The organism is Paraliomyxa miuraensis, from assembly GCF_026337845.1.
GTDB lineage: Bacteria > Myxococcota_A > Polyangia > Nannocystales > Nannocystaceae > Paraliomyxa > Paraliomyxa miuraensis.
In genome coordinates this window covers 224,580-249,457 of sequence record NZ_JAOVZF010000149.1, presented here as the reverse complement: position 1 = coordinate 249,457, position 24,878 = coordinate 224,580, and the positions used below count along the sequence as shown (strand labels likewise).

The window sequence follows — 24,878 nt, the reverse complement described above, 5'->3', positions numbered from 1 at the left end:
GCGGATCAGCGCGCGGCGGCGGTCTTGCGCCGCGCGGCCGGCCGCTTGCTCGCCTTGATCCTGGTCCCCGCCGCATCGGCCAGGAGCTGCCGCGCATGCTCGCGAGCGCTCGGCCCGACCGCCTCGCCTCCCAGCATGCGCGCGAGCTCCTCCACCCGCTCGTCGTCGGTCAGCCGCGCCACCCGAGTGATGGTGCGCCCCTTGTGGGTGCGCTTGTCCACGCGATAGTGGGCGTCGGCAAACGCCGCGATCTGCGGCAGGTGCGTCACACACAGCACCTGGTGCCCGGCCGCCGCCGCCTTGAGCCGACGACCGATCGCCACCGCGACCGCCCCGCCCACGCCCGCATCGACCTCGTCGAACACATACGTGGCCACGCGATCCTCGTGGGTCAGCGCGTTCTTGATGGCCAAGAGCACCCGCGACAGCTCGCCCCCCGAGGCCACCCGCGACAGCGGGGCCAGGGGCTCGCCCGGGTTGGCGGTGAACAGGAACTGCACGTGGTCGATGCCGGTGGGTCCGGGCTCGGTGGGGTCGGGCGCCTGCACCTGCACGGCCAGGCGTGCGCCCGGCATGTGCAGGATGCGAAGCTCGGCCTGCACCGCGTGGGCGAGGCCCTCGGCCGCCGCCACCCGAGCATCGTGCAGACGCTTGGCGCTGCCCATGCACGCGTCACGAGCCCGACCGACCTCGTCGTCGAGCCCGGCCAGGTCGTCCTCGACCCGCTCGAGCGAGGCCAGCTCCTCGCGCATCCGCTCGAGCTCGTCGGCGAGCGCATCCACCTCGACGCCGTGCTTGCGGCGCAGGCCCTCGAGCTCGTGCATGCGCTCCTCGGCCAGCTCGAGCTCTCCGGGCTCGATCTCCAGCTCCTCGGCGAAGCGAGCGGCCGCCTGCGCCGCCTCCTCGCAGGCCACCTGAGCCGCGGCGAGCTGCTCCTGCATCTGGGCCAGCAGCTCCGAGCCCTCGCCGCCGCGGCGGGCCCGATCGAGCAGGCTGCCCAGGCGACTCGCGATCGCGTCGTCGGCCTCGTAGAGCGAGACATGGGCATCGCGAGCGAACTCGGCCCAGCGCTGGGCGTCGCGCAACAGCCCCAGCCGTCGACGCAGGGCCTCGTGCTCGCCTGGCTGGGGCGAGATCGCCTCGAGCTCGTCGATCTGGAAGCGCAGATAGTCGCTGCGCGAGCCAGCCTGCCGGGCCCGCTCTTGCAGCGCCTGACGGCGGTCCTGCGCGTCACGGAGCGCGCGATGGGCCCGACCGTGCTCGGTCCGCGCCCCCTCGAGCTTGGCCCATGCATCGAGCACCTCGAGGTGCCGCGCAGGATGGGTGAGGAAGTGATGCTCGTGCTGGCTGCAGATGTCCACGAGCAGCTCGCCCACCCGCGACAGCACCGCCTGGGTGGTGGGCGTGGCTTGCACGAACGAGCGCCCGCGACCACTACGGGGCACCACCCGTCGCAGCACCACCTGCTCCTCCTCGTCGGCCGGCACCCCGTGCTCCTCGAACGCGGCCCGCAGCCGCGGCCACATGCTGGCGCCGGGCTCGAAGCAGGCATCGACGGTGGCTGCCTCCTCTCCCTGGCGCACGAGCTCGGGCCGGCCTCGCGCTCCTCGCAGCAGCGACAGCGCCTCCACGATGATCGACTTGCCCGCGCCGGTCTCTCCGGTGAGCACGTTCATCCCGGGCGACAGCTCCAGGGTCACGTCGTCGAGCAGCGCGAGGCCGCGGATGCGGAGGTAGCCGAGCATGGCGCCGCGGGAGGCTAGCAGGGGCGGGCAGGCCGGGTACACCGGGCACACCAACCCCACCGACGAACCCGGGCATCTGCGAGCCGGTCGCGTCCACGAGCCGCTGCGGTGGCCAGGGACCGGGTTCGCGACTAGGCTTGCCGGCCATATGGAGACCTCGCCCCTGGTCCTGGCTGCTGCCCACGTGCTGGTGGCAGCCCTGCCCGAAGCCGCCGCCCTCGACGTTGGCGACGTTGCCGCCCTGATCGAGACGCCCCCCAACCCCGATCTGGGCGATCTGGCGTTCCCGTGCTTCCGGCTGGCCAAGGTCCTGCGCAAAAGCCCTCCGGCGATCGCCCAGGAGATCGCGACGGCCATCCCCCGCGAGGGGCTGGTGGCCGAGGCTCGCCCGACCGGTCCCTACGTCAACCTCCGCCTCGATCTGCAGCACGCCGCACCGCTGGTGCTCGCGCCGCTCGCCCGCGGGCAGACGCCCGCGCCGCCGTCTCGCGCGGAGCGAGTCGCGGAGCGAGTCGCGGAACGAGTCGCGGAACGAGTCGCCGAGAGGGTCATGGTCGAGTACTCGCAGCCCAACACGCACAAGGCGTTCCACGTGGGGCACATGCGCAACCTCTGCCTGGGCGACTCGATCGTGCGCCTGCTGCGGGCCGACGGCTACCAGGTGGTCGCAGCCAACTACCTCGGCGACGTGGGGGCGCACATCGCCAAGTGCCTGTGGTGGTACCTCGACGTGCTCGACGAGGCCAAGCGCACGCCCCCCGACCATGCGCGTGGCGAGTGGCTGGGCGAGCTGTACTCGGCCGCCAGCAACCAGCTCACCGACTGGGAGGAGGCCGCCACGGCCGGCGATGCCGCCGCCAAGGCCTCGCTCGACGCGGCCAAGGCCCGCACCACCGAGATCCTGCGCAAGCTCGAGGCTCGCGACCCCGAGCTGATCGCCGTGTGGGAGCGAACCCGGCAGTGGTCGCTCGAGGAGTTCGACGAGATCTACCGCTGGTCCGGGGTGAGCTTCGACCGGGTGTTCTACGAGAGCGAGGTCGACGAGCTCGGCCTGCGGATGGTGGAAGAGTACCTGCAGCGCGGCGTGTTCGTGGAGAGCGAGGGGGCGGTGGGGATCTTCAACGAGGAGATCAAGCACATGCCGTTCTTCATGCTGCGCAAGCGCGACGGCACCAGCCTCTACGCCACCAAGGATCTCGCGCTGGCCCAGCTCAAGTTCGAGGAGCACGAGATCGATCGCTCGATCTACGTGGTCGACGTGCGCCAGAGCGACCACTTTCGCCACGTGTTCCTCACGCTGAAGAAGATGGGCTTCGAGCAGGCCGAGCGCAGCGAGCACGTGCCCTACGAGATGGTGGAGCTGCCCAGCGGGGCCATGGCCACGCGCAAGGGCAACGTGATCCTGTTCTCCGCGCTGCGCGAGCGGATGACCCGCCACCTGCGCGAGAACTACCTGTCCAAGTACACGAGCGAGTGGTCGGAGGAGGAGATCGCGCTCGTCGCCCATCAGGTCGCCCTGGGGGCGATCCGGTTCGGCATGCTGGCCCACGACGTCCGGCAGAAGATCGTGTTCGACATGGACGCGTGGCTGGCCGTCGAGGGCGACACCGGGCCGTACCTGCAGTACAGCGCCGCGCGGATGCGGTCGATCCTTCGCAAGGCCGAGGAGGCGGGCAAGGGACTCGACCCCACCCTGACGAGCAACGCCGAGCGCCTGAGCGCGGCCGGAGCGGCGCTGCAGCAGCCCGAGGAGCGTGGGTTGTTGCTGGCGCTGGCGCAGCTGGGGCCGCAGGCCCACCGCGCGGCCCAGGAGCTGCGACCGTCGGTGATGTGCAACTACCTGCTCGAGCTGGCCAAGGCGATCAACCGGTTCAGCAACTCCAAGCAGTGCCACGTGCTCAGCGCCGAGGGCAGCGTGCTCGACGGTCGGCTCGTCCTGGTGAGCGCAGCGCTCGCGGGGCTGACGTGGGGACTGGGACTGCTGGGGATCGAGGCACCGCAGCGGATGTAGGCGCCGACGCGTCGCCCACCCGGCCGTAGCCCACCCGGCCATGGAACGATCGTTGCCGTCGGGGGCAGCTCCCGGTGGTCGAGCGCCAGCCACCGGGGCATGATCGCAACGTGCCCCGCCTCATCTCCCGCGCCGAGGCGCTCGCGAGCATCCGGACCGAAGGCGGGGAGCCGTCGTGCCTGATGTGTGCGATCCGGGATCGTGCGGTGGGTCCGGTGTACGCGGTGCACGAGGACGAGCACATGCTGGTGATGCTGCCCCGCTACGTGCGCCGCTGGGGCCACCTGATGATCATGCCCAAGGCCCACGTGGTCTCGTACTCCGAGGTCGCCCCCTGGACCTGGCTCGAGGCCTGTCGGCTGTCGCTGCACGCGGCGCGGGTGATCGAGCACGTTCGTCGCCCCCGCCGCTGCTACGTCGCGAGCACCGGCAGCAGCGCGGGCGAGCTCACCCAGACCTCCCGCCACCTGCACGTGCACGTGATCCCGCTCTACGAGCCCGACGACAAGCCCGCCGACATCTTCAGCTGGTCCGAGGGCGTGTGGGTGGGCGAGCCCGCCGAGTGGGAGACCCTGCGGGACGCCTATCGCGAGGCCTGGCTCGCGTTGCCGCTTCCCGAGTCCGACGGCGCCGGACCCCACAGTTCGGGACCCGTCGGGTCATAATCGGCGAGCGCATCGGCAATGGCCCGCAGGTGCGCGGGCGTGGGCCGATAGCGCGCGTTGTCGAAGGCCAGGGTTCGGTGCCAGCGCGACAGCAAGGTCGGCGGAGGCAGGGGATCGATCCACTGCGGCCACGCTTGCCAGCGCTCCACCGCGGTGAAGGCCGCGGCGGCTGCCTCGCCGAACGGGCCCTCGGCCAGCTCGAGCATCAGCGCGCGCTCGGCCTCCACTCGCTCGCGGATCTCCGCCGTTCCCACCGACCACTTCGCCACCATCGCCTCGTTGCACAGCACGTGCTCGCGAAACGGGATGCTCTCGTGCGCGCCGAGCTGCTGGTGGTAGACCACGCCCAGCCGCCCGGGCTCGGCCAGGATCTCGGCCTCGGACACGATCCGCCCCCGCCCGTCGTGAAACCGCCACGGCGGGTCGACGGAGGGATCGAGCGCGGCGAACACCGCCTGCGGGCGCAGCTCCACGCGGATGAGCGCCGAGCCGTAGCGCTGCGGACCCTTGCCCAGCACGGTACCGAACGGGCTCGGCCACGCGTAGCGACGCTTGGTGAGCCCGGGACGCTCGTGCAACAGCGCCGCGATCTCATGGCCCGGGCGACGCTGCTCGACCATCTCGGCGAGCCGGCGATTGAAGGGCGAGGCATGCCCTCCCGTCGACGCATCGGCCACCAGCAGGGGACCACCCGCGCGCAGGGCCTCGATCTGTAGCGGCGTGGTCCAGGTGTAGAGGACAAGGCGCACGTGATCATCGGCCGTCACGGCGTGGGCATCGAGACGCTGCTCGAGCGTGAGCGGACGAGGAGTCGAAGTCGGAGTGGGCTCGGGCTCATGGTTCGTCGACGTCGGTACGGTCGCGATCGGCTCGTGCCTCGGCGTCGGTCGACAGGCGAGGAGCGCGAGCACCATCGCCCCGAGCAGCCCGCCCAGGCCCTGCCCTGCGGTGTGGACGACCAGATCGATCGCGGTCAGCCGCCCTCGCAGGGGATCGGGCGTGAGCTGTTGCAGGCGGGCAGCCGCAGTGGCCCAGTGTGCGCCGACTCCCAAGCCCCATAGCAGCGCACCCAACCATCCCAGACTCCACGCCAGCCCCCACAATAGCGCCACCCCATCGGCGGCGACGAACGTCCCCACGCCCAGGACCACCACCCCCAGCGCAGCGCGGAGGCCGGTCTCCGTGCCCCGCAGGGCCCGAATCCGAATCCACAGGATCGGTCCGATCCCGGTGCCGACCGCCCGCCACAGATGCAGCGTGCCCAGCGTCATCGCCACGGCCGCCCCCTGCTCGCGACCCGCGATCGCATGGGCAAGCACGAAGGCCACTCCATTGGCGAGCATCACCGGTCCCTTGGTCAGCGCCGCGCGCCGCAGCGACGGACGGGCCCAGACATACGCGAGCACCTCGGACCAGCGTCGTGCTCGACCGGAATCGTCGCCATCGCGCGAAGGGTCGAGACGCGGGAGCCCGGCGTAGATCGCCGCAGCCACGAAGAACGTGACGGCATCGGCCACCAGCGCCCCCACCGGCCCCACGACCGCCGTTACCACACCGCCCGCGGCCACGCCCACCCCGAACACCACGCTCCACGTGGTGCCCAGCAGCGCGTGGGCCTCGGGCAGCACCGCGCTCGGGACCAAGCGAGGCACCGCCGCGCCGGCCGCCGCATCGACGAAGGCCCCCGCCGCCATGCGAGCCACGAGCAGTGCCTGCACCCAGCCGCAAGCATCCGCCGAAGCAGCGACCACCATGCCCAGCACCGTCGCGCCCCGCACCATGCTGCCGAGCACGAGCACCGTACGACGATCGTGACGATCGGCCACCCGCCCCGCCCACGGAGCCACCAGGGCCCGGGGCACGGTATGGGCCAGCAGCACCCCCAGTACAGCCAGCGCGCCCCCGTGCTCGATCGCCAGCACGCCCACCGCGACGTACGTGAGCCAGTCTCCGAGCATCGAGACCAGGTCGCCCGCCCACAATCGACGCAAGCCCGCGTGGCGGAGCACCGCGATCACTCGAACACCTCGAAGCACTGCGCCGCCGTCTCCGGGTGGTCGAGGGGGTTGCGCCGCGGGTGACGCACATAGGGCTTGCGACAGTCGTAGCGCAGCTCGATGCGCTCGTTGGGCCCCAGTTCTCCCTGCAGCACGTGCTCGCGGACGATCCGCCCCCGCTCGTCGTGCTCGCCGCGCCAGTGCTCACGCTCGACGTAGCCGATCAGATCGCCGGCCGAGATCACCGCCCGGTTGTACTCGGACCGGCGCTCGACCTCCCGACCCTCGGCATCGTAGCGATGCTCCTCGAAGTCCTCGACCCAGCTGTCCTCCTGCTTGCGGGACCAGCGAAGCAGGCGGCCCGCCTCGTCGTGCTGCCAGGTCTGCACGATCCGCTGGTCGGGCTCGCCGTCGAGATCCGTGTCGAGCCGGCGCTCGACCTCGCGGCCCGCGGCATCGTAGGAGCGCCGCTCGTGGGTATCGACGCGACCGTCGCCATCGTGGTCGTGCTGCACCACGACCGCGCGCCCGTGATCATCGAGCCGCTCGCGCTCGACCGACCACGTGCCCGCGTCCCAGCGCGCGTGGTAGCGCTCGCGACCGTCGGCGCCGTGGTGCCAGCGCTCCACCACGAGCGGCTCCCGGGCATGGGTGGCGCGCTCGAGCAAGCGATCGCGCTCGTCCCACCGCAGCGTGACCGCACGCAGGAACTCGCCGTGCTGGTGCTCCGTCCACTGCACCGGACGTCCACGCTCGTCATAGAGGGTGCTGCGCCACGGACCTTCCGAGACGAGCTGGCCGCCCTGCTCCATCCGGGAGCCCAGCCACACCCCATGCGCGTCGTAGTGATGGGTGGTCTCGTAGACGATCGCCGGCATCAGCCCGTCGCAGGTGGGCTCCGGGGCCAGCCGCTCGCTCACTCGCACGAGCACGTCGTCGCGGGTCCAGGTGTAGCGAAGCCGCCGATCGATGGTCCCATCGGTGTCCTCGTCGATGCGCTCGTCCACCACGCGCCCGCGAGCGTCGTACTCGAGTGCAACGGTTCGTAGCGGCCGCGAGTCGTGGGCGAGGTAGTGTTCGCGGCGACACGGCCGGGGCTCGAGCACGGGCTGCGGGGCCTGGGGTGGCGAGGTCTCCACGTCCTCGGGCCAGGCCGGGGTCGCCGGCGTGATCGAAGGTGGGACGGTGGACAGGGGAACGACGAGGTCGGCCCATGAGACGTGCAGGGTCGAAGGCTCCTCGAGCAACCATGGCGGCGGATCGAAGCCCTCGACGATCTCGGAACGCGGACCCGACTGAGGTTCGATCGCGGCCGACGTCATGGGCTGGGGGTTGGGCAGGACTTCGACCGTGGCGATCGGCGCAGGCGGTGACGGCGAGCCCCCGTGCGTACACGCGAGCAATCCCGCTACCCAGAGCCCTGCCGCAGCTCGTCCCATGATCCCGATCCGCTCGAAGTGTCGCCCAGACCGCTCGTCGGGGCGACCGCCGCCAGGCACGCCTCAGAGCCCCGAGACATTCCCGGGCGCCCAAGCCACGCGGGGGCTCGCCGTGGTGCATCCTCACCCGCCCGCGGCCTCGCGCCACACGCTCCTCGTCGCCGGACGTTGCGCGCGTTCGCTTCGGGCGCGGGCAGGGCTAGAACGTCTCGTCGAACGGCAGCGGGATCTCCTGCCCGCTGGGTAGCCGCACCACCACCTTCTCGTAGGTTCCCGCCTCGGGCCGGCCATCGTAGCGCACCGTGATCGGGGTGACCTCCCGCGGCCATGACCCTGGTCGCTCGGTGATCTCCAGCTCGAGCACGAGCACATCGGGATCGCGCTGCTGCGGACTCGGAACGAGCCGAACGTCGTAGCCCGCCGAGGACATCACCACCACCCCGGTCACGTGCAGCGCGCCCGGCCAGGGCGGCATGCGATCGACCCAGGCAAACCACCGCGACGTGCGAAGCGGCAGCGCGCCCGACGACCGATCATGGAACGAGGTCACTACGACTCAGTCTTCGACGCGGGCGGTGGATTGCATCCCTGCCACGCTTCGATGGTACGGAAACGACGTCAATGCTGGGGCGAGCTGCAAGTGCAAGATACGCCGCGACGCGCCGTTCGCCACACTCGTCCGCTCCGCTGATCTCGACCCCCGCCCCCGCTACTCCTTGCTCCACCCCATCTTGTGCCGCAGCACCTCGAACACCGACGCCGACGGTGGCACGAGCTTGAGCGGCCGCTCCGCCCGCGTCACCTCGATCTCGTCCCCCACCTCGAGGCTGCTGCCCCAGAGCCCGTCGACCGAGAGCGTGGCCGACCCCGCGTCGACGGGCCCGCTGTAGACCACGCCGATGGGCTCGTTGGCCGAGGTCACCACCGGGCGATGGGTGAGGCTGTGCGGACAGATCGGCGTGATGGTGAACGCGTCGGTCCCCGCATTGACGATCGGACCCCCCGCCGCGAGGTTGTAGGCGGTCGAGCCCATCGGGGTGCACACGAGCAGGCCATCGGCGCGATAGCGGGCCATCGGCGAGCCGCCCACGCTGGTGCCGAGATCGATCATCCGCGGCAGCTCGCCGTGCTTGACGTAGACGTCGTTGCTGCCGGTGCACTCCCACGGTCCCGCCTTGCGCCGCACCGTCACGTGCATGCGCAGGCGCGGGCGCCACGTCAGCCTGCCCGCAACGGCATCCGCCAGCGCCTCCTCGAGCTGCCCCGCTCCATACGCGGCCAGGAAGCCCAGCGTGCCGAGGTTGATGCCCATCAGCGGCACGTCGCGCTCGGCCGCCAGACGAGCCGCCCGCAGCAGCGTGCCGTCGCCCCCCAGCGCCAGCACCAGGTCCAGCCGCTCCTCGCGGTCGTCGAGGTCGAGCACCGCACAGCCCGAGGGCATGCGATCGCCCATCCGCTGAGCCAGCTCGAGCGGCAGGTTGACCTCGATCCCGGCCTGACGCAGGCGCACCGCCGTGGCCACGGCCGCGTCGGTTGCCGTGGATCCATCGCGGCACACCAGCCGCACCGCGCCGACCTCGACGATGGCGTTGCGATCCATCACGACCCAAACGAACGGACGGACGCCACGGCTAGTCCTCGGGACGGTAGAGATACCCTTGGTGCTGATACAGGCACACGAACCCTCCGCCCTCGCCCCTGGCCCGATCGAGCGCAGCGTCGACCAGCTGCAGCATGTCCTGCAGCGAATGCGTGTCCTTGTTGGGGAAGAACGACACGCCCACGCTCACGGTGGTGCGCAGCTCGGGGGCGGCGCCGGATCGGAGCTTGCGGATGTCCCGCACCACGCGCTCGGCCACGGCCAGCGCCCCGGGGAAGTGGGTGTTGGGCAGCACCAGCAGGTAGCCGCTATCCCCGGCTCGGTACACGAGGTCGATCTTGCGGATGCTGTTGCCCACGACCTCGCGCATCGCGACCGTGAACTCGCCAGCGACCTCGGAGCCGTGATCGGTGAGGATCGCCTCGTACTGGTCGAGCTCCACTCGCAGGCAGGTGAGCGGATCGCTGTAGCGCTCGGCGCGATCGAACTCCTCCTCGAGGCGACGCGTGAACGCGGGATCGGACCGGTCGATGTCCCCACGCGGCGCCGTGTCGCCCACCGCCCCCTCGCGCAGCGGCGGCGGACGCCCGCCGTCGCCGCTGTCACGCAGCACCTTGCGCGTACGCAACAGCGCCTCCACCCGGGCCCGCAGCTCGTCGGCATCGTAGGGCTTGCCGAGGTAGTCGTCGGCCCCCGAGCGCAGCCCCTCGACCCGGGCGTTGACCGAATTCCGGGTGCTGACCATGATGACCGGCAGGTACGTCGCCTGGGTCTTGGCCTTGAGGATCCGACAGGTCTCGAGTCCGGTGAGCCTCGGCATCACCACGTCGAGCAACACGAGATCGGGGCGCTCGCGGCCAAAGACCTCGAGGGCATGCTGTCCATCGATGGCCTCGACCACCTCGTACCCGGCCTCGGTCAGCGCTTGACGCGCCGCGGCCCGCTCGGTGTCGGAGTCGTCCGCGACCAAGACCTTGGCGGGAGCGCCCTGAGGAGCTGCTGCGTTCACGAGTCCCGCGTAGTATGCCCGTTCACGGGCAAACCGACAGCCGATCGCTCGGACCAATGGGAAACCACCCGATCTCCCCTCACACCGGTGGTCCCCCGCGAAGTGCGCAGACGGCTCCCCGGGTGCCTCGTTCGCCTTGACAGCCCCCAGGGCGTGACGTAAGGCTCCCGCCCCCATGGCCACGCCATACCCGAATACCGCCACGCTCGAGCGCGAGTGGTGGGTGGTCGATCTCGACGGCGCCACGCTCGGTCGAGCCGCCACCCAGATCGCCACGCTGCTCCGCGGCAAGCACAAGCCGATCTTCACTCCCCACCTCGACGCCGGCGACTTCGTGGTCGTGATCAACGCCGACAAGGTGAAGCTGACCGGGCGCAAGCTCGACCAGAAGGAGTACCATCGCTTCACCGGCTACCTCGGCAACATGAAGCACGCCACCGCCCGCGAGGTGCTGGCGACCAAGCCCGAGGAAGTGATCAAGCAGGCCGTCAAGCGCATGCTGCCCCGCAACGCACTGGGGCGGACCACCTTCAAGAAGCTCAAGGTCTACGCAGGCGCCGAGCACCCGCACGCGGCCCAGAACCCCAAGGCGTTCCAGCTGGGCGGCTAAACTGGACGACCACGGACGACTAGACCGGCCCACTCACCGAAGCACTGGATACGATGGCCACCGAAACGATGAAGTTCTACGCCACCGGGCGCCGCAAGACGGCGGTGGCTCGAGTGTGGATGTACGACGGCGACGGCACGATCACGATCAACCGCCGTGACGCCGAGCAGTACCTGACCCGCCCCACCAACCTCAAGATCGTGGAGCAGCCGCTCTACGCCACCAACACCTCCGACAAGTACGACGTGTGGTGCACGGTCAAGGGCGGCGGGCTCTCGGGCCAGGCCGGGGCCATTCGCCTGGGGATCGCGCGCGCCCTGCTGCGCGTCAGCGAGGAGTACCGCGATGCGCTCAAGGCACCGGGCTACTTCACCCGCGACGCCCGCAAGAAGGAGCGCAAGAAGTACGGCCGCAAGGGCGCCCGCGCTCGCTTCCAGTTCAGCAAGCGCTGAGATCCCAACGAGACGCGCGCCATGGGGGGAGCGCGGCACCACGGTGCTGCGCTCCTTTTTCGTTGGGGCGGCCGCAGCGACCGGGCCGTCTGGCCCGCTCCCCCATGGGGCTGCGGTACTGGCGCGGAGCGGATCGACGCTCGCCACGACACGATCTCCTGATAGTCTGTGACAGGAATGCGAGCTTACGCGGTCATCCTGGTCGCGCTGGGCCTGATGCTCGGCAGCGGGTGCGGACGCACCGATCTCGAGGTCCACGTGTCGGGAGCCGACGGCACCGGTGGCACCGAGACCGAGGACGGCACGCTCACCGACGGACCCACCACCACGTTCACGACCACGGGGCCCACCTCCGGGGACGATCTGCCGCCGCCGCCCACCACGATCACGGCCACCGATACCAACACCACCGTCGATCCGCCCCCTCCCCCGCTCTTCTGCACCATCGATCTCGAGTGCGACTCGCCCGATCCCTGCCTGGTGGGCTCGTGCGAGGACGGCGTGTGCGTGACCGTGCTGCGCGACAACGACGAGGACGGGGTGCCGCCGCCCGAGTGCGGCGGCAATGACTGCAACGACCTCAACCCCAACACCTTCCCGGGCGCGCCCGAGAATTGCTTCGACGCGGACGACAACGACTGCAACGGCGTCGCCGACTGCTTCGACCCCGCATGCGACGGCGTGCCCGATTGCGGCTGCGTGCCCGACCCGGCCGGAGAGGAGTGCACGGGCGGGGCCGACGAGGACTGCGACACCACCGTCGACTGCAACGACTCCGATTGCATCGGCACCCCGGCCTGCGGGTGTGCGGCGGCGGAGGCCGGCCTGTGCGTCAACGGCTTCGACGACGACTGCGACGCCGCCATCGACTGCAACGATCCCGACTGCCTGCCCGACCCCGCCTGCACCTGCATGGCGCAGGTCGAGCAGTGCGACGACGATGCCGACGACGACTGCGACGGGCTGATCGACTGCGCCGACCCCGATTGCGAGGGGCTGTTCCCCTGCACCTGCCTGGGCCCCCCCGTGCCCGAGAACTGCAGCAACGGCACCGACGACGACTGCGACGGGCTGGTCGACTGTGCCGACCCCGCGTGCGTGGTCTCGGCCGCCTGCGCCATGTGCATGCCCGAGCAGTGCACGGGCGGCGTCGACGAGGACTGCGACGGCAAGATCGACTGCGCCGACGAAGCGTGCGTGTTCCACCCCAGCTGCCCGATCCAGCCCGAGATCTGCAACAACGACCTCGACGACGACTTCGACGGGGCGATCGACTGCGACGACTCGGACTGCTTTGGCGCCCCCATATGCGTGATCGGGCAGAGCAACTGCGGCACCGCCCAGTCGATCTTCGCCAGCGGGACCTTCTTCGGCGACACCACCGGCCACACCAACAACACCGAGGGCACGTGCGGCGGTGGGGCCGGCGAGGCGGTGTTTCGCCTGGTGCTGTTCCAGCCCGCGCACGTCACGCTGACCTCGGTCGGCACCTCGTTCGACTCGGTGCTCTACGTGCGTGCCGGCTCGTGCACGGTGGGCCAGGAGCTCGGCTGCGACGACGACAGCGGCGGCTTCATGTGGTCGGCCGCGCTCGACTTCGTGCTCTTGCAGCCCGGCAACTACTTCATCTTCCTCGACGGCTACACCATCGATCCGTTCGGCGGGCCCAACGAGGGTCCGTGGCAGCTCAACGTCGAGATCATCGAGAACCCGCCCGAGATCTGCAACGACGTGATCGACAACGACGGCGACGTCTATGCCGACTGCGCCGACCCGGACTGCACGCTGGTTCCCGGGTGTGCCGGGTGCGTGGGCGGGGCCAACCCCACCGCCGAGTTCGGGGTGGACGCGTGCACCGATGGTCTCGACAACGATTGTGACGGCACCATCGACTGCGCCGACGAGGACTGCAGCGCCAGCGACTTCTACGTGACCGAGTGCTGCAACGGCACCGACATGAACGACAACGGGATCCCCGACGACTTCAACTGCCGCTGCAACAACGACCTCGAGTGCGCCCCCGGTCACATCTGCTACGACCACACGGCCGACGTGTGCGGGATCCCGTGCACCTCGTTCTTCGGCGACGTGTGCCCGTTCGTGGCCCCGGGCTCGACCTGCAACGAGGCGACCTCGCAGTGCGAGTTCTAGTCCGGTCCACCCCGCCCGCACTCGCGGTGATCGCCGCACTGGTGGCCGCGGTCGTGCTGCTCCCCGGCCTGGGCACGCACGGGTTCTGGAGCGACGCCGAGCTCCCCGCGCTCGACCGCGTGCTCGCGGCCCTCGGCGCCGGCATGAGCGATCTGGTGCGCAGCCCGTGGCTGCCCGACCTGCTGCGCGAGCGCTCGTACGCCGTGCTGGGGGGCGAGGTCGGGCTGCGGCTGCCCCATGCCCTCGCCGCCATCGCGCTCGTGGCGATGACCACCGGCGTCGCGCGCAGCCGCGGCGCATCCCCGTGGGTGAGCCTGCTGGCGGGAGGCTTCGCGCTCGCATTCCCGGTGGTGGCGGTCGCGGGCCGCACCGCGCTGGGCAACCCCGTGGCCGAGGCGCTCGGCGTGGCCGCGGTGCTGATGGGCCTGCTGGCGCTGCGCAGCCCGAGCCTCGTGCGCGCGAGCCTGGCGGGCATCGTCGCGGCGGGTCTGCTCGCGCTGTCGGTGGCCAGCGCAGGGTTGGCGATCGGCGGAGCACTCCCGCTGGGCGCCCTCGCGGTGGCGGCCTCGGTCGAGCGCCCCGGCGCGCCGGACGGCGAGCGAGCCTGCATCCACCCCCGCATCGCGGTCTTCTTGTGGCTCGGGTTCGTGGTCACGCTGGGGATCGCGGTGATGCTGAGCCTGCGCCAGGGCAACGGCTACATCCCGCTGCTGGGCGCCGCCAAGGACCTCGTGCTGATCGACAAGCCCGAGAACCGTCGCTTCGCCGCGGGCCTCGAGGACCTCGGCTACGGCCTGTTTCCGTGGGCGCCGCTGTGTGTGGCCGGGGCGCTGCTCGGCCGACGCGATCGCCTACCCGCGCTATGGCTCGGGCTCGGCGTGACGATCGCGAGCGGCTGGAGCCTGGTCTACGGCCCCGTGCCGCTGCCGATCATCGTGCCCGCGGCGCTCGGCGCCGCCGCGGCCGTCGAGTGGATGCAGGATCCACGCACCGATCGCACCGGTCGCCGACTCGCGCTGACGGTGGTCGTCCTCGGCATGCTGGTCGTGGGCAAGGATGCCTCGCGCACGCCAGGCCGGGTGACGGTGCCCCTGTTCGCCTTCGAGGGCGAGCACTCCTTCCCCGGGCAGCAGCTGCAGGCGCCCGAGCGGCTCGGCCGCATCGGCTCGGCCGCGCTCTGGGCCCTGCTGCTGGCGGGCCTCCTGGCCCCTGCGGGCGGGCGGGGACATCGGGTGGATCGCCTGCTCGATCGGATGGATCCCGCCCGACGCGCGGCGGCTCCGTTGATGCTGCTCGGTGCCGCGACCCTGGTTGGCGCGTGGGGCTACGCCCAGAGACTGGTGCCCGAGACCTGCGATCTGCTCTCGCCGCGTCGAGTGCTCGAGCACCACCGTGCGCTGGTCGAGGCCGGGGTCCTCTCCCCGCAGCTCGGCAACCACCGCGTCCGCGACGAGGGGCTGTCGCTCCATGGCCCCGGCGACGTGCTCACGCTGGCCAGCCGCCGCGAGCTGGCGACCTACCTCGGCGCGGACGAGCCTCGCGCGGCGCTCATCCGTGAGCGAGATCTCCCCGCGCTGCACCAGGATCATCGCCAAAATGGCTGGCCGCTCTTCGTCCTCGACGACCACCACGCCCATCTACGCCTGGTGGCCAACCTCCTGCCGAGCGGCGAGGAGGATCGCAACCCGATCCCGGGGGTGTTGTTCGACGAGCCGCAGCCGCTGCGCCACCCCACCATGCTGCGCTTCGAGAACTACATCGAGATCATCGGCTGGGAGGTGACCGAGCCCGTGGTCCGTGGCCGCAAGGCGACGCTGCAGCTGTCGATCCGCGTGCTCCGCCCGCTGCCCGGGGGCTCGCAGATCTACGCCCGCTTGCTCAAGGACCGCACCAGTCGCATCAACGGCGAGCCGCACGACCTCACCGGTGGAATCTACCCTCCCAACCTCTGGCGAGAGGGCGACTACATCCTCCACCGCTTCGAGTTCGAGGCCCCGGCGCTCGAGATCCAGCCCGGCCCGCACGAGCTCATCGTGGGCCTACGCCGCAACGAGCGACAGAACTTCGACATCAGCGTGCCGCAGGGCGATCGCGGCGAGCACGGGGTGGTGATCAAGGGCAAGAAGCGCAACTTCGCCGCCCTGGGGGAGGTGGAGGTCTGGTAGACCGCCGTCACCACCCACGAGGCCCGGTTTTCTGCTAGGGATCCCGCTGTGATCTCGGCCGTGACCTCGCCCGCCTCGCTTCGCTCCCTCGCGCTCGCCCTGGTCGTGGTTGGCGCGACCTCGCTGGGACCAGCCGCCTGTCGACCCGCGGGGCCGCCCCCCAGCGCCCCCAGCCCGCTCGCGCAGCAGGGCGTACCCGACTTCGCCCGCCCCACCCTGGCCGGGGCCCGCATCGACACCAAGGAGCTGCGCGGCCAGGTGGTGGTCATCAAGTTCTTCGCCAAGTACTGCGAGCCGTGCAAGCACACCCTGCCCGCGGCCGAGAAGCTGCATCGCAAACACCCCAACGTGGCGTTCGTGGGAGTGAGCGAGGACGAGTACGCCTCGGACGCCCAGGCGCTCGTCGACGGGTTCGGACTGTCGTTCCCCGTGGTGCACGACCAGGGCAACGTGCTCGCGGGGCGGTTCCGCGTGAGCGAGATGCCCGTGACCTTCGTGGTGGATGCGCAAGGGGTGGTGCAGTGGGTCGGCGGCCCTGGGCAGGGCGAGGACGACCTCGCGGCCGCGATCGCGGCCTTCGGGGGGTAGGACTCCGCGATCCGCGGATCGCCCTGCCCTCCAGACGCACCATCGAGTCGAGCGCGACACGCATGCCCGGTGTCGAGCCCCGGCACGAGGACTAGCACCGGCTGCCATCGGCCGCTTATGCTCGCCCTCGCCATGGCAGCGGCCTCGCATCGTCGTCCTTCTCGCCTGCTGGCCGTCGCGGCGGCGGGTCTCATCGTCGCCGCAACGACCGGTTGCCCCAAGAAGGGCACGCCGTCCGAGCAGCTCGCGACCTCGCCCGACCTCGCGACGCAGACCGGACAGACCAAGTGCGGCGTGAAGGCCAGCGCGGCCAAGCCGTTGGTGGTGGAGTGGCCCGCGGCCGATCGTGCCGCGCTCGAGGCCCGCGCCACCCGCAGCCTGGTCGCCGTGCGCTACCAGGGCTGCGAGATGGAGGTGCTCACCAACTGCACCGTGGAGGGCAACTACAGCTACCTCGGCCTGAATCAAAAGCGCGAGGGCGTGAAGATCAAGAGCATGGACGAGCTGTACGCCCAGCTCCCCGTGGGCGCGGTGGGCCTCGAGGCCAAGCTCGAGCGAGCCGGCCAGCTCAACGTCGACATGATCATCGTCGGCCGCAAGGAGGCCGAGCGCGCCGTGTTCAACGAGCGCGACCTCGAGGGCCGCTGCGACGAGGCCACCCACGTGATCACGGGCCTGACGGTGGGCGCGTTCTCGTTCTACGCGGGCGCGAGCGCCGACGTGGGCGCGGGCGTGAAGGTCGGCAACGTCGGCGTCGGGGCGAGCAGCGGCACCGAGCGCGAGGTGCTCAAGCAGGACGGCAGCGAGGATTCCTGCGCCGCCGCCTCGCAGTCCGACATCGATGCGCCGCCCGGATGCGGGGCGCTGTTGCGGGTGGAGGTGGTGCCGATCGATCGGATCTTCGGCGACGGGGGGAGCACCGTGGCCAGCTCGGGAAGCGGCTCGCCGACCAGCGGTGGTGGCTCCGCCACGCCGGACACCGGGCCGACGATGCCCGATGACGAGTACAGCAAGAAGCGCAAGTTGTGGGGCACGCTCACCGCCACCGGGTACATCCTTGCGCTCGGCGGCCTGGGAGCGCTCTACGGCGGGGTGTACGTGCGCAACAAGGGCAAGGGCACGGTGGCCGAGACCGATCCCGGTGAAGCTCGGCAAAAGGCGATCAGCCAGATCAACGTGGGCGCCGGACTCCTCATCGGTGGCGCGGCGGCGGCCGGCTTCGGGCTGGCGCTCGCGGTATTCGCCAACACCCGCCTCAAGAAGCTCAACCAACAGCGCAGCGCATTCATCGGGCCCAGCCCGATGCCGAACGGGGCTGGTGTCGCGGCTCGAGTGCGCTTCTAACCAACTGGAACCACCACGATGAACCGAGGCATCTACCCTTCCGCCCTTCGCTCCGTCGCCATCGCGCTCCTGCTCGGCCTGGGGACGGCCGTAGCGTGCGTGGACGAGGCCGTACTCGAGAACGAGGACTGCGCGGAGGCCGACGACTGCTTCAACAGCCAGGAGTGCTTCCGCACCGGATATCAGGCCGAGGCATCCAACGAGACCCCCTACGGCTGGTGCCGACCCAAGGGCGAGGGCTGCGCCGTGGGCACGCAACCCGGCTGCGAATGCCTGCGCGAGGGAGCGCTCTACAGCTGCTCTTCGCGCAGCTACGAGGACGTGCTGGTGTGCCCGTCCGCGCAGGACGCCTCTTGCGTCTGCCTGTACCCGACCGACATCGACCCCAGCCTGATGAACAACAGCGCCTGCCCATCGACGATGTGACGATCGCTCGGCCGGGCTATAACCACGCCCGATGCGACGCCTCCCCTCTTCGTTGCTCGCCGTGGCCTTGCTCGCCTGCCTCTCGTGCAGCAAGGACCCGCCGCCCTCCGATCCGCCCGCGAGCGGTGACGCACCTCCGGCCACCGACGCTCCCGCCGCGCAGACCGACGATCTCCCGCCGCAGCTCGCCGCCCAGCTCCGTCGTCAGGAGGCGCGCGCCAAGGAGATCAGCGCCCGCTTCACCCCCGAGCTGCAGGCCGAGCTCGACGCGCTCGTGAGCGCCGGCTACCCCACCCCCGAGGCAGCCCTCGACGCGATCCTGGCGAGCCCCCACCGTGCCCCTGGCAACGCCGATCGCGATCGCCACCGCCACCCCAAGGAGACGCTCGTGTTCTTCGGCCTGCGCCAGGACATGAAGGTCTTCGAGTATGCTCAGGGGGCCGGCTGGTACACGGAGATCCTCGCGCCGTTCCTGGCCAAGCAGGGCACGCTCTACCTCACCGGGTACGACGGCACCTCGGAAGACCCGCAGCAGCGCTACGGTGCGCGGGCGGTGGAGCTGTTCCTCACCGCGCCGGGCAACCTCTACGCCAAGGTGCAGACGGTCACCCAGCCCGACCTCCAGGCGCCACCGGTGCTCGGCCAGCCCGACTCGCTCGACATGGTGCTGGTGATCCGCATGATGCACAACGTGCACCGGGCCGGGATGTGGGACCGCCTGATGCCCGCAATCCACCAGGCGCTGAAGCCCGGTGGCGTGCTCGGGGTGGTGCAGCACCGCGCCACCGACGATGCCGATCCGGACCAGAGCGCGCCCAAGGGCTACCTGCCCGAGCCGTGGCTGGTGCAGAAGGTCGAGGGCTACGGCTTCCGCCTCGACGCACGCTCGGACGTCAACGCCAATCCCAAGGACACCAAGGACTACGACAAGGGCGTGTGGACGCTGCCGCCCACGCTGCAGCTCGGGGAGACGGACCGGGCCAAGTACGAGGCGATCGGCGAGAGCGACCGCAGCACGCTGCGGTTCGTGAAGGTGGCCGAAGGCGGCGCCTGAGCCCCGGCCTGCGAGCGTACGAGGCCGCCGCTCACGGCAGCACGCACACGCCCACGTTCTCGAACCCCGGCGGCGCCGCCTCGGGATCACCGAAGAAGCTCACGCACTCGTCGGGCGCGATGCAATCGGGCGCGCCGAGATCACAGTACGGCGTGCAGCAGTTGCCCGCATCGCACCCGAAGCTGCCCGGCCCGCACCACTGCCCCGGATCGCACGAGTTCTCGCCGTCGGCAGGCGGACACGCGTCACCGTCGGCTCCGCCCGAGCCCGAGGCATCGAGGAAGCAGATGAAGGTCTGGTTGGGCGTGTCGATGCAGCTCTGGCCCGGCGGGCAATCCTGAAGCAGCGGGTCGCAGCCGGGCAGGCACAGCGGCAGCACCCCGTCGTTGTAGACCGCACAGGCGTCCCCCGTCCCACACTCGAGCTGCTCACCCATGCAGAACGCGATGCACACCCCGATGTTCTCCTCGTTGGTGTTGAGGCAGATGCCCCCCGCGTCGCAATCGTCGATCCCGCTGACGCCGCTCCCCTCCACCATGCACGAGTCCCCCGGCTGGTTGCCGCCCATCACCTCCACGCAGCGGGTGGCGTTCCAGAAGTTCCCGCCGTCGTTGGCCCACGCGGTGCACTTTTGGCCCATCGGGCAGTCCTGCGCGGTAGGATCGCACTCGTTGGCCCCGCCGCCATCGGGGGGCAGCAAGAAGGATACGTCGTCGCCGCTGCTGTCGGCCGGCGTGTCGGGACCGGTGCTCGTGGCGTTGGGTCCCGTGGTCAGCACCTGACCCGAGCCCCCCTCGCCTCCGAAGGTGGTGCCCTCGTCGGCTCCGGTGCTCGCGGACTCGCCCGAGTCGCCGGGCGTGGCCGGGCTCCCGCATGCCCCACTCACGGCCATGCCCACGACCCACCCGAGCGTCTCGATGCCCCGTCTCATGTCATCCACTGTCCCGCATTTCGCTCGCACGGGCGAGCGCGAGCGGCGAACGCCAAACGAGGGCTATGCTGCGCCGCGTGCCCCTCACGGGAACCGAGGCCCCTGCGCTGCCGCCGTGGCCCACGTCCCACGCTCACGCGCTCGACGATGCCGACGCGCTGCGCGACCAAGTGCTCGCCCTGCACGGCGAGGCCCCCGCCGCGGTGGGGCTCTTCATCGGACCCGATCCCACCCGCGGTCGCCACGATGCCGACGACTGGCGCGGCGGCTGCCCCGGCGCGGTGGCGCTGGCCGTCCCCGCCACCGAGGGCTCCGAGGCCCGCGTGTGGACGATCGACACGACGCTGGATCCAGAGCCCCTGCTGGCCTGGCTGGCCGACCCCTCCGGCCCCTACGTGGTCACCCACGGGGCACAGCTCACGGTGCACCGCCTGCTGACCTGGGCCGGCCGCGACGATGCTCCCACGCCCTTGCGTCTGGGCTGCACCCAGGTGGCGGCGGTGCTGCTCGCCTCGGGCCACCGTCGAGGCCTGCCCTCGCTGCCCGACTGCGTGGAGCGAGCGCTCGAGCACGCGTGGCCGTTCGAGTCGCCCGCGCTTCCCTTGACCGGCGACGACCCGCGTGTGGTGGCAGCCACCTCGGCCGCCGTGCTCGTGCCGCTGATGCGCGCGCTCACCCCCATGCTGCGCCGTCGCGACCTCGCCCGTGTCTACGACCTCGAGTGCCACCTCGTGCCCGCGGTGGTGGCCATGGAGCGCGCTGGCGTGGGCGTGGACGCGGCCGGGTTCCAGCGCATCGTGGACGGGTGGCTGCGCGAGCAGCCCACCGCCACCGATCCCGAGCGACAGGCTCGCCTGGCCAAGCTGGTCTCGACCTACGGCTACTGGCCGCGCGAGTACGTCAGCGGGGATCGGATCCACTGTCGCCTGCACCCGCTGGCCGCCGACTCGGGGCGGTTCTCGTGCACCGAGCCCAACCTCCAGCAGGTACCCAGCGAGCACGTGGCCCCGGGCCTGCGCGCGTGCTTTCGTGCCGCCCCCGGGCACGTGCTGGTGGTGGCCGACTACGCCCAGATCGAGCTGCGCGTCGCCGCTCACCTCGCCCCCTGCGATGCCATGCGCGCGGTGTTCCGCGAGGGTCGAGATCCACACCGCGCGACCGCGGCCACCCTGACCGGCAAGCCCGAAGCCGAGGTCAGCACCCGCGAGCGCCAGCTGGCCAAGGCGGTGAACTTCGGGTTCCTGTTCGGCATGGGTGCACCGCGCTTTCGCAGCTACGCCATGGACAGCTATGGCGTGGAGCTCGACATGCAGGAGGCGCAGCGCGCCCGCGAGGCGTTCCTGCGCACGTTCCCGGGCATTGCGGCCTGGCATGCGCGCGTCGGTCGGCTGGGGCGCCAGCATCCTCCGCGCGCGGTCACGGTTCGCACCGCGCTGGGCCGTCGCCGTCGCTTCGATGCCGAACGCTTCAGCTTCAACGCCGCGCTGAACATCCCCGTGCAGGGCACCGCGGCCGACGGCTTCAAGCTCGCCATGACCCGCCTGCTGCCGCGGCTACGCGCGCTGGGGGGCCGAGGGATCCTCTGCGTGCACGACGAGTACCTCGCCGAGGTCCCCCAGGAACGCGCCGAGGAGGGGCGCGCGGTGGTGGAGCAGACCCTGCGGGAGGCCATGCAGGAGATCGTGACCACCGTGCCCATCGAGGTCGAGGCGGCGGTGGTCGAGAGCTGGGCCGACAAGTGATTCGCCGACTCGGCGTGTGAGCACGAGGCGAGCTCGGCTCCCGGGCTAGGCGATGCGCCGACGAGAAGTCCCCCAGTCGTACCGGCATTTCCCCGATTTTTAGTTTCGCGGTTGCACCCGACGGTGATCACTACCAGACGGTCGACGAAGCACTCTTGCATCCGAGCCCTCGGCCGGACCTCACAAAGGACTTCGTCATGCATTCGTACCGCGCATTTCTGCTGGCCCTCCCCCTTCCCCTCACCTTGTTGACCGGCTGTCCCGGCGACGACACCGGCGACACGGGCGCCGACGAGCCGACCACTACCGACGCCACCACCGACGCGCCGACCACCACCGGCGCGCCCACCACCACCACCGCCACCACCACCGACGAGCCGACCACCACCACCCCCACCGCAACCACCACCGACGAGCCGACCACCGGGGAGACGGGCGACGGCGAGGACACGGCGATGATCCGCGTCATCCACCTCGGCGTCGCTACGCCGCCCGTCGACGTGTTCTCCGACGGACAGGGCCCCGTGTTCGAGGGCCTCGAATTCCGCAAGGGCACCGACTACGCCGAGCTGTCGGCGGGTGATCACATCGTCCAGATCGCCGAGGCGGGCGGCTCGCCCGCCGATGCCCTGCTCGCCCCCATGCTCACGCTCGACGCCAACACGAGCTACACCACCGCCGCCATCGGCGACATGGCCATGACCGACGGCGCGCCCGGGCTCCAGGCGATCGTGCTGATCGACGACGGTCAGGACGTCCCCACCACCGACGTCCGCGTCGTCGTCGTTCACGCCGCGCCCGCGGTGGGCCAGGTCGACATCTACGAGCTGTCCGCCGATCCCATCCCGCTGATCGAGAACGTGGACTTCGCGTCCGCGGTCTCGCTCGGCAACGTCGAGGCGGGACCGCTGGTGATCGGCATCGACGTGGACGACGACTCGGTCCCCGACTCGACCTTCAGCATCGATGCCTCGGTGCTGGGCGGCATGTTGGTCAACGTCTACGCCAACAACGACGATCAAGGCGCCCTGGCGCTGGTGGCCCAGCTGCCCGACGGCAGCGTGCTGACCGTTCCACCCAACTGATCATCCTGCGCTGGGCCACACCACGCCGGGCGGGCCGTCTCACGAGCGCGGCGGTGACGACGACAACGCCACCGTCTGCCCCACCTCGGGTGGAGCCCAGGGCACGAAGCGCTCGCCCTGCCAGGTCACCCAGCGCAGCGATGGATCCTCGAGCGGTACCTCGAAGCGCACTCGCACCACCGTGGGCAAGCCCTTCGCCACGCCCAGGATCTCCACCGTCATGCCGGCCAGCTCGACGCGATCACCAACCGCGAAGGGATGTGCACGCCCGCGGGCGATCGCGCTCCACGGATCGCCGAAGTAGCCGCCGACCGGCTGCAGCACCAGCGTGTGGGCATCGGGTCTGTGCACCACTACGGGTTCCCACGCGGCGCCGAGCTGCCGCAAGCGGCGAGGCAGCGGCTCGGGACCATTCCACCGCATCAGCCACAGGGTGGAGCTGACGAACGTGGGCGGTGCGTTGGCGATCACGAGCTCCTGCTCGGCGAGCTCGGGATCGTCCGGCAAGCTCGCCACCACCGCCCGCGGCTGCTGTTCGAGCGCGCGCGGCAGCGCGACCACCCTGGCCGGCAGCGCAATCGGAGACCACACGCCATGCATGCCGAGGAGCGGCAGCCCGAGCCCGACCGCCAGCCAGCGGCGGCTCGAGCGAGCACCAGGCTCCATCGCAACCGCCACCACGGCGGCCACCGCCGCACTGCCCCCCACGCCCACCAACAGGAGCATGCGATCGGCGGGCACCGTGGTTGCTGCCGGCACCAGGGCCATCCCCGCTCCCGCGAGCGCCACCAGGAGCCCACGATCGCAGCGAAGCCGAGGTCCGAGCACCAGCCCCCCGAGGGCCACCACCGCCAGCGCCCCCCAGCGCGCCGCCTCCCACGGCATCGGATCCGTCGACCATCGCTCGGCCGACGGCCCCGACACCTGCGCCAGCAACAGCGCCGCCATGCGATCGGGCAGCACGGCCAGGAACGCCGCAGGCTCGCGCAGGGGATCGAGGTACACCCCCGAGCCCGCCGCCCCGTAGCCGAGCGCATCGTAGACCAGGCGCCACACCACCACCACCGCCACGAACGGCCGCAGGCTCCGCAGCGCACGAGTGACGCGCACGGACCAGGGTTCCTTGCGATCGAGACGGAGTGGCAGCAACCACACCTGCGCGCCGAGAAGGCCCAGCGCCGCGATCGAGCCCTCACCGGCCAGCAACGCCAGCAACAACAGCAGCGGGGCCAGCCACGCTCCGGGCCGCCAGCCATCGCGGGACCACCGGTCGTGGGCGATCAGCATCAGCACCACCAGCACCGCAGCGATGAGCGCATTGCGCTGAGCGATCCATGCCACGGGCGTGGCATGGGCGTCGTCGATCGCGTAGAGCAGCGTGGCCAGCCCTGCGATCCACGTGGCCCCCAGCCAGCGGCGCAGCAGCGTCCCCACGGCCACCACCAAGCCGCCGTACCAGGCCAGGCTCTGCGCATGCATCCACCACGCGGCCCCGGGCCAGGCCGCGTAGTCCAGGTAGTGCGTGGCCGCCGGCAGCGGTCGAAGGAACCGCACGCGCAGCTCGGGCACCGTCCACCACGGCGAGAACCCCACGTCCATGCGCGCCCGGGTCAGCGCCTGGTCTCCCTCGGCCGCCACGTAGAGATCCCACCAAGGACCGAGCCCTTCGCCGCGCACGTGCATCCCCACCACGAAGCGATGCAGGTGATCGTCGAGCCACAGCCCCGTGCCCAGCGCCGGCGATGCGAGCAGCACGCCGAGAAGAGCGGCCAGCCACGGAAGCCGTGGGTGGGCGAGCAACGCGGCGAAGCGCGGCAGCCAGCGGGCCAAGGGCATGCGCGCGGCAGTCTACTGCGGACGCGCG

General features: G+C 71.0%; 20 protein-coding genes. 12 read left to right on the top strand and 8 right to left on the bottom strand.

Translation table 11 applies throughout. The annotated features are described in order from the left end of the window. Positions 1 to 5 precede the first annotated feature (5 nt). A complete protein-coding gene (gene recN, locus OEB96_RS16720) occupies positions 6 to 1,745 on the bottom strand; it encodes a DNA repair protein RecN (RefSeq protein WP_266216936.1) in 1,740 nt (579 codons plus the stop codon). A gap of 148 nt (positions 1,746 to 1,893) precedes the next feature. On the opposite strand from recN, the gene argS reads away from it, so the two are divergent. Beyond that, on the top strand, positions 1,894 to 3,756 hold the full coding sequence (argS, locus tag OEB96_RS16715; protein ID WP_266216935.1) for an arginine--tRNA ligase: 1,863 nt from the start codon (positions 1,894 to 1,896) through the stop codon (positions 3,754 to 3,756). 110 nt (positions 3,757 to 3,866) lie between these two features. Beyond that, positions 3,867 to 4,421, top strand: coding sequence for an HIT family protein (locus OEB96_RS16710; protein ID WP_266216934.1), 555 nt, complete (start codon positions 3,867 to 3,869; stop codon positions 4,419 to 4,421). Here OEB96_RS16710 and OEB96_RS16705 read toward each other — a convergent pair. The 5 genes from OEB96_RS16705 to OEB96_RS16685 form a co-directional block, all read right to left on the bottom strand. Continuing rightward, positions 4,340 to 6,430 carry an MFS transporter gene (locus OEB96_RS16705; protein ID WP_266216933.1) on the bottom strand — a complete coding sequence of 697 codons (2,091 nt, stop codon included), beginning with the start codon at positions 6,428 to 6,430 and terminating at the stop codon, positions 4,340 to 4,342. The two genes, OEB96_RS16710 and OEB96_RS16705, sit on opposite strands and share 82 nt — an antisense overlap. Before the next feature lie 5 nt (positions 6,431 to 6,435). Further along, the gene (locus tag OEB96_RS16700; protein WP_266216932.1) at positions 6,436 to 7,740 is read right to left on the bottom strand and encodes a hypothetical protein; all 1,305 of its coding nucleotides are present in this window, start codon (positions 7,738 to 7,740) and stop codon (positions 6,436 to 6,438) included. Between the two features lie 316 nt (positions 7,741 to 8,056). After that, positions 8,057 to 8,407 carry a hypothetical protein gene (locus tag OEB96_RS16695; RefSeq protein ID WP_266216931.1) on the bottom strand — a complete coding sequence of 117 codons (351 nt, stop codon included), beginning with the start codon at positions 8,405 to 8,407 and terminating at the stop codon, positions 8,057 to 8,059. A gap of 159 nt (positions 8,408 to 8,566) precedes the next feature. Next, positions 8,567 to 9,457: an NAD(+)/NADH kinase gene (locus OEB96_RS16690; protein WP_266216930.1), complete on the bottom strand. Its 891-nt coding sequence runs from the start codon at positions 9,455 to 9,457 to the stop codon at positions 8,567 to 8,569. Between the two features lie 31 nt (positions 9,458 to 9,488). Further along, positions 9,489 to 10,466, bottom strand: a complete 978-nt coding sequence (locus OEB96_RS16685) for a GGDEF domain-containing response regulator (RefSeq protein WP_266216929.1) — start codon at positions 10,464 to 10,466, stop codon at positions 9,489 to 9,491. 175 nt (positions 10,467 to 10,641) lie between these two features. On the opposite strand from OEB96_RS16685, the gene rplM reads away from it, so the two are divergent. The 8 genes from rplM to OEB96_RS16645 all read left to right on the top strand — a co-directional run bounded on the left by rplM (position 10,642) and on the right by OEB96_RS16645 (position 19,256). Further along, positions 10,642 to 11,076: a 50S ribosomal protein L13 gene (rplM, locus tag OEB96_RS16680; protein ID WP_266216928.1), complete on the top strand. Its 435-nt coding sequence runs from the start codon at positions 10,642 to 10,644 to the stop codon at positions 11,074 to 11,076. A gap of 53 nt (positions 11,077 to 11,129) precedes the next feature. Next, the gene (gene rpsI / locus OEB96_RS16675; RefSeq protein ID WP_456320258.1) at positions 11,130 to 11,528 is read left to right on the top strand and encodes a 30S ribosomal protein S9; all 399 of its coding nucleotides are present in this window, start codon (positions 11,130 to 11,132) and stop codon (positions 11,526 to 11,528) included. Between the two features lie 177 nt (positions 11,529 to 11,705). Continuing rightward, complete coding sequence (locus OEB96_RS16670) at positions 11,706 to 13,679, top strand: MopE-related protein (protein ID WP_266216927.1); 1,974 nt, start codon at positions 11,706 to 11,708, stop codon at positions 13,677 to 13,679. Positions 13,680 to 13,705: 26 nt separating this feature from the next. Next, on the top strand, positions 13,706 to 15,844 hold the full coding sequence (locus OEB96_RS16665; protein ID WP_266216926.1) for a UbiA prenyltransferase family protein: 2,139 nt from the start codon (positions 13,706 to 13,708) through the stop codon (positions 15,842 to 15,844). 48 nt (positions 15,845 to 15,892) lie between these two features. Next, positions 15,893 to 16,432, top strand: coding sequence for a TlpA family protein disulfide reductase (locus tag OEB96_RS16660; RefSeq protein WP_266216925.1), 540 nt, complete (start codon positions 15,893 to 15,895; stop codon positions 16,430 to 16,432). Between the two features lie 132 nt (positions 16,433 to 16,564). After that, positions 16,565 to 17,776: a hypothetical protein gene (locus tag OEB96_RS16655; RefSeq protein WP_266216924.1), complete on the top strand. Its 1,212-nt coding sequence runs from the start codon at positions 16,565 to 16,567 to the stop codon at positions 17,774 to 17,776. An 18-nt stretch (positions 17,777 to 17,794) separates the two neighbouring features. Further along, positions 17,795 to 18,202: a hypothetical protein gene (locus OEB96_RS16650; RefSeq protein ID WP_266216923.1), complete on the top strand. Its 408-nt coding sequence runs from the start codon at positions 17,795 to 17,797 to the stop codon at positions 18,200 to 18,202. A 31-nt stretch (positions 18,203 to 18,233) separates the two neighbouring features. After that, entirely contained in the window at positions 18,234 to 19,256 is a 1,023-nt protein-coding gene (locus OEB96_RS16645) for a class I SAM-dependent methyltransferase (protein ID WP_266216922.1), read from the top strand. Between the two features lie 31 nt (positions 19,257 to 19,287). On the opposite strand, the gene OEB96_RS16640 is transcribed toward OEB96_RS16645, so the two are convergent. Then, positions 19,288 to 20,187 carry a ribulose phosphate epimerase gene (locus tag OEB96_RS16640; protein WP_266216921.1) on the bottom strand — a complete coding sequence of 300 codons (900 nt, stop codon included), beginning with the start codon at positions 20,185 to 20,187 and terminating at the stop codon, positions 19,288 to 19,290. Positions 20,188 to 20,264: 77 nt separating this feature from the next. On the opposite strand from OEB96_RS16640, the gene OEB96_RS16635 reads away from it, so the two are divergent. Together OEB96_RS16635 and OEB96_RS16630 are read left to right on the top strand one after the other, a co-directional pair. Next, positions 20,265 to 21,929 carry a DNA polymerase gene (locus tag OEB96_RS16635; protein ID WP_266216920.1) on the top strand — a complete coding sequence of 555 codons (1,665 nt, stop codon included), beginning with the start codon at positions 20,265 to 20,267 and terminating at the stop codon, positions 21,927 to 21,929. 197 nt (positions 21,930 to 22,126) lie between these two features. Continuing rightward, on the top strand, positions 22,127 to 23,014 hold the full coding sequence (locus tag OEB96_RS16630; RefSeq protein ID WP_266216919.1) for a DUF4397 domain-containing protein: 888 nt from the start codon (positions 22,127 to 22,129) through the stop codon (positions 23,012 to 23,014). 39 nt (positions 23,015 to 23,053) lie between these two features. Here OEB96_RS16630 and OEB96_RS16625 read toward each other — a convergent pair whose 3' ends face one another. Then, positions 23,054 to 24,850, bottom strand: a complete 1,797-nt coding sequence (locus tag OEB96_RS16625; RefSeq protein WP_266216917.1) for a hypothetical protein — start codon at positions 24,848 to 24,850, stop codon at positions 23,054 to 23,056. Positions 24,851 to 24,878 lie beyond the last annotated feature (28 nt).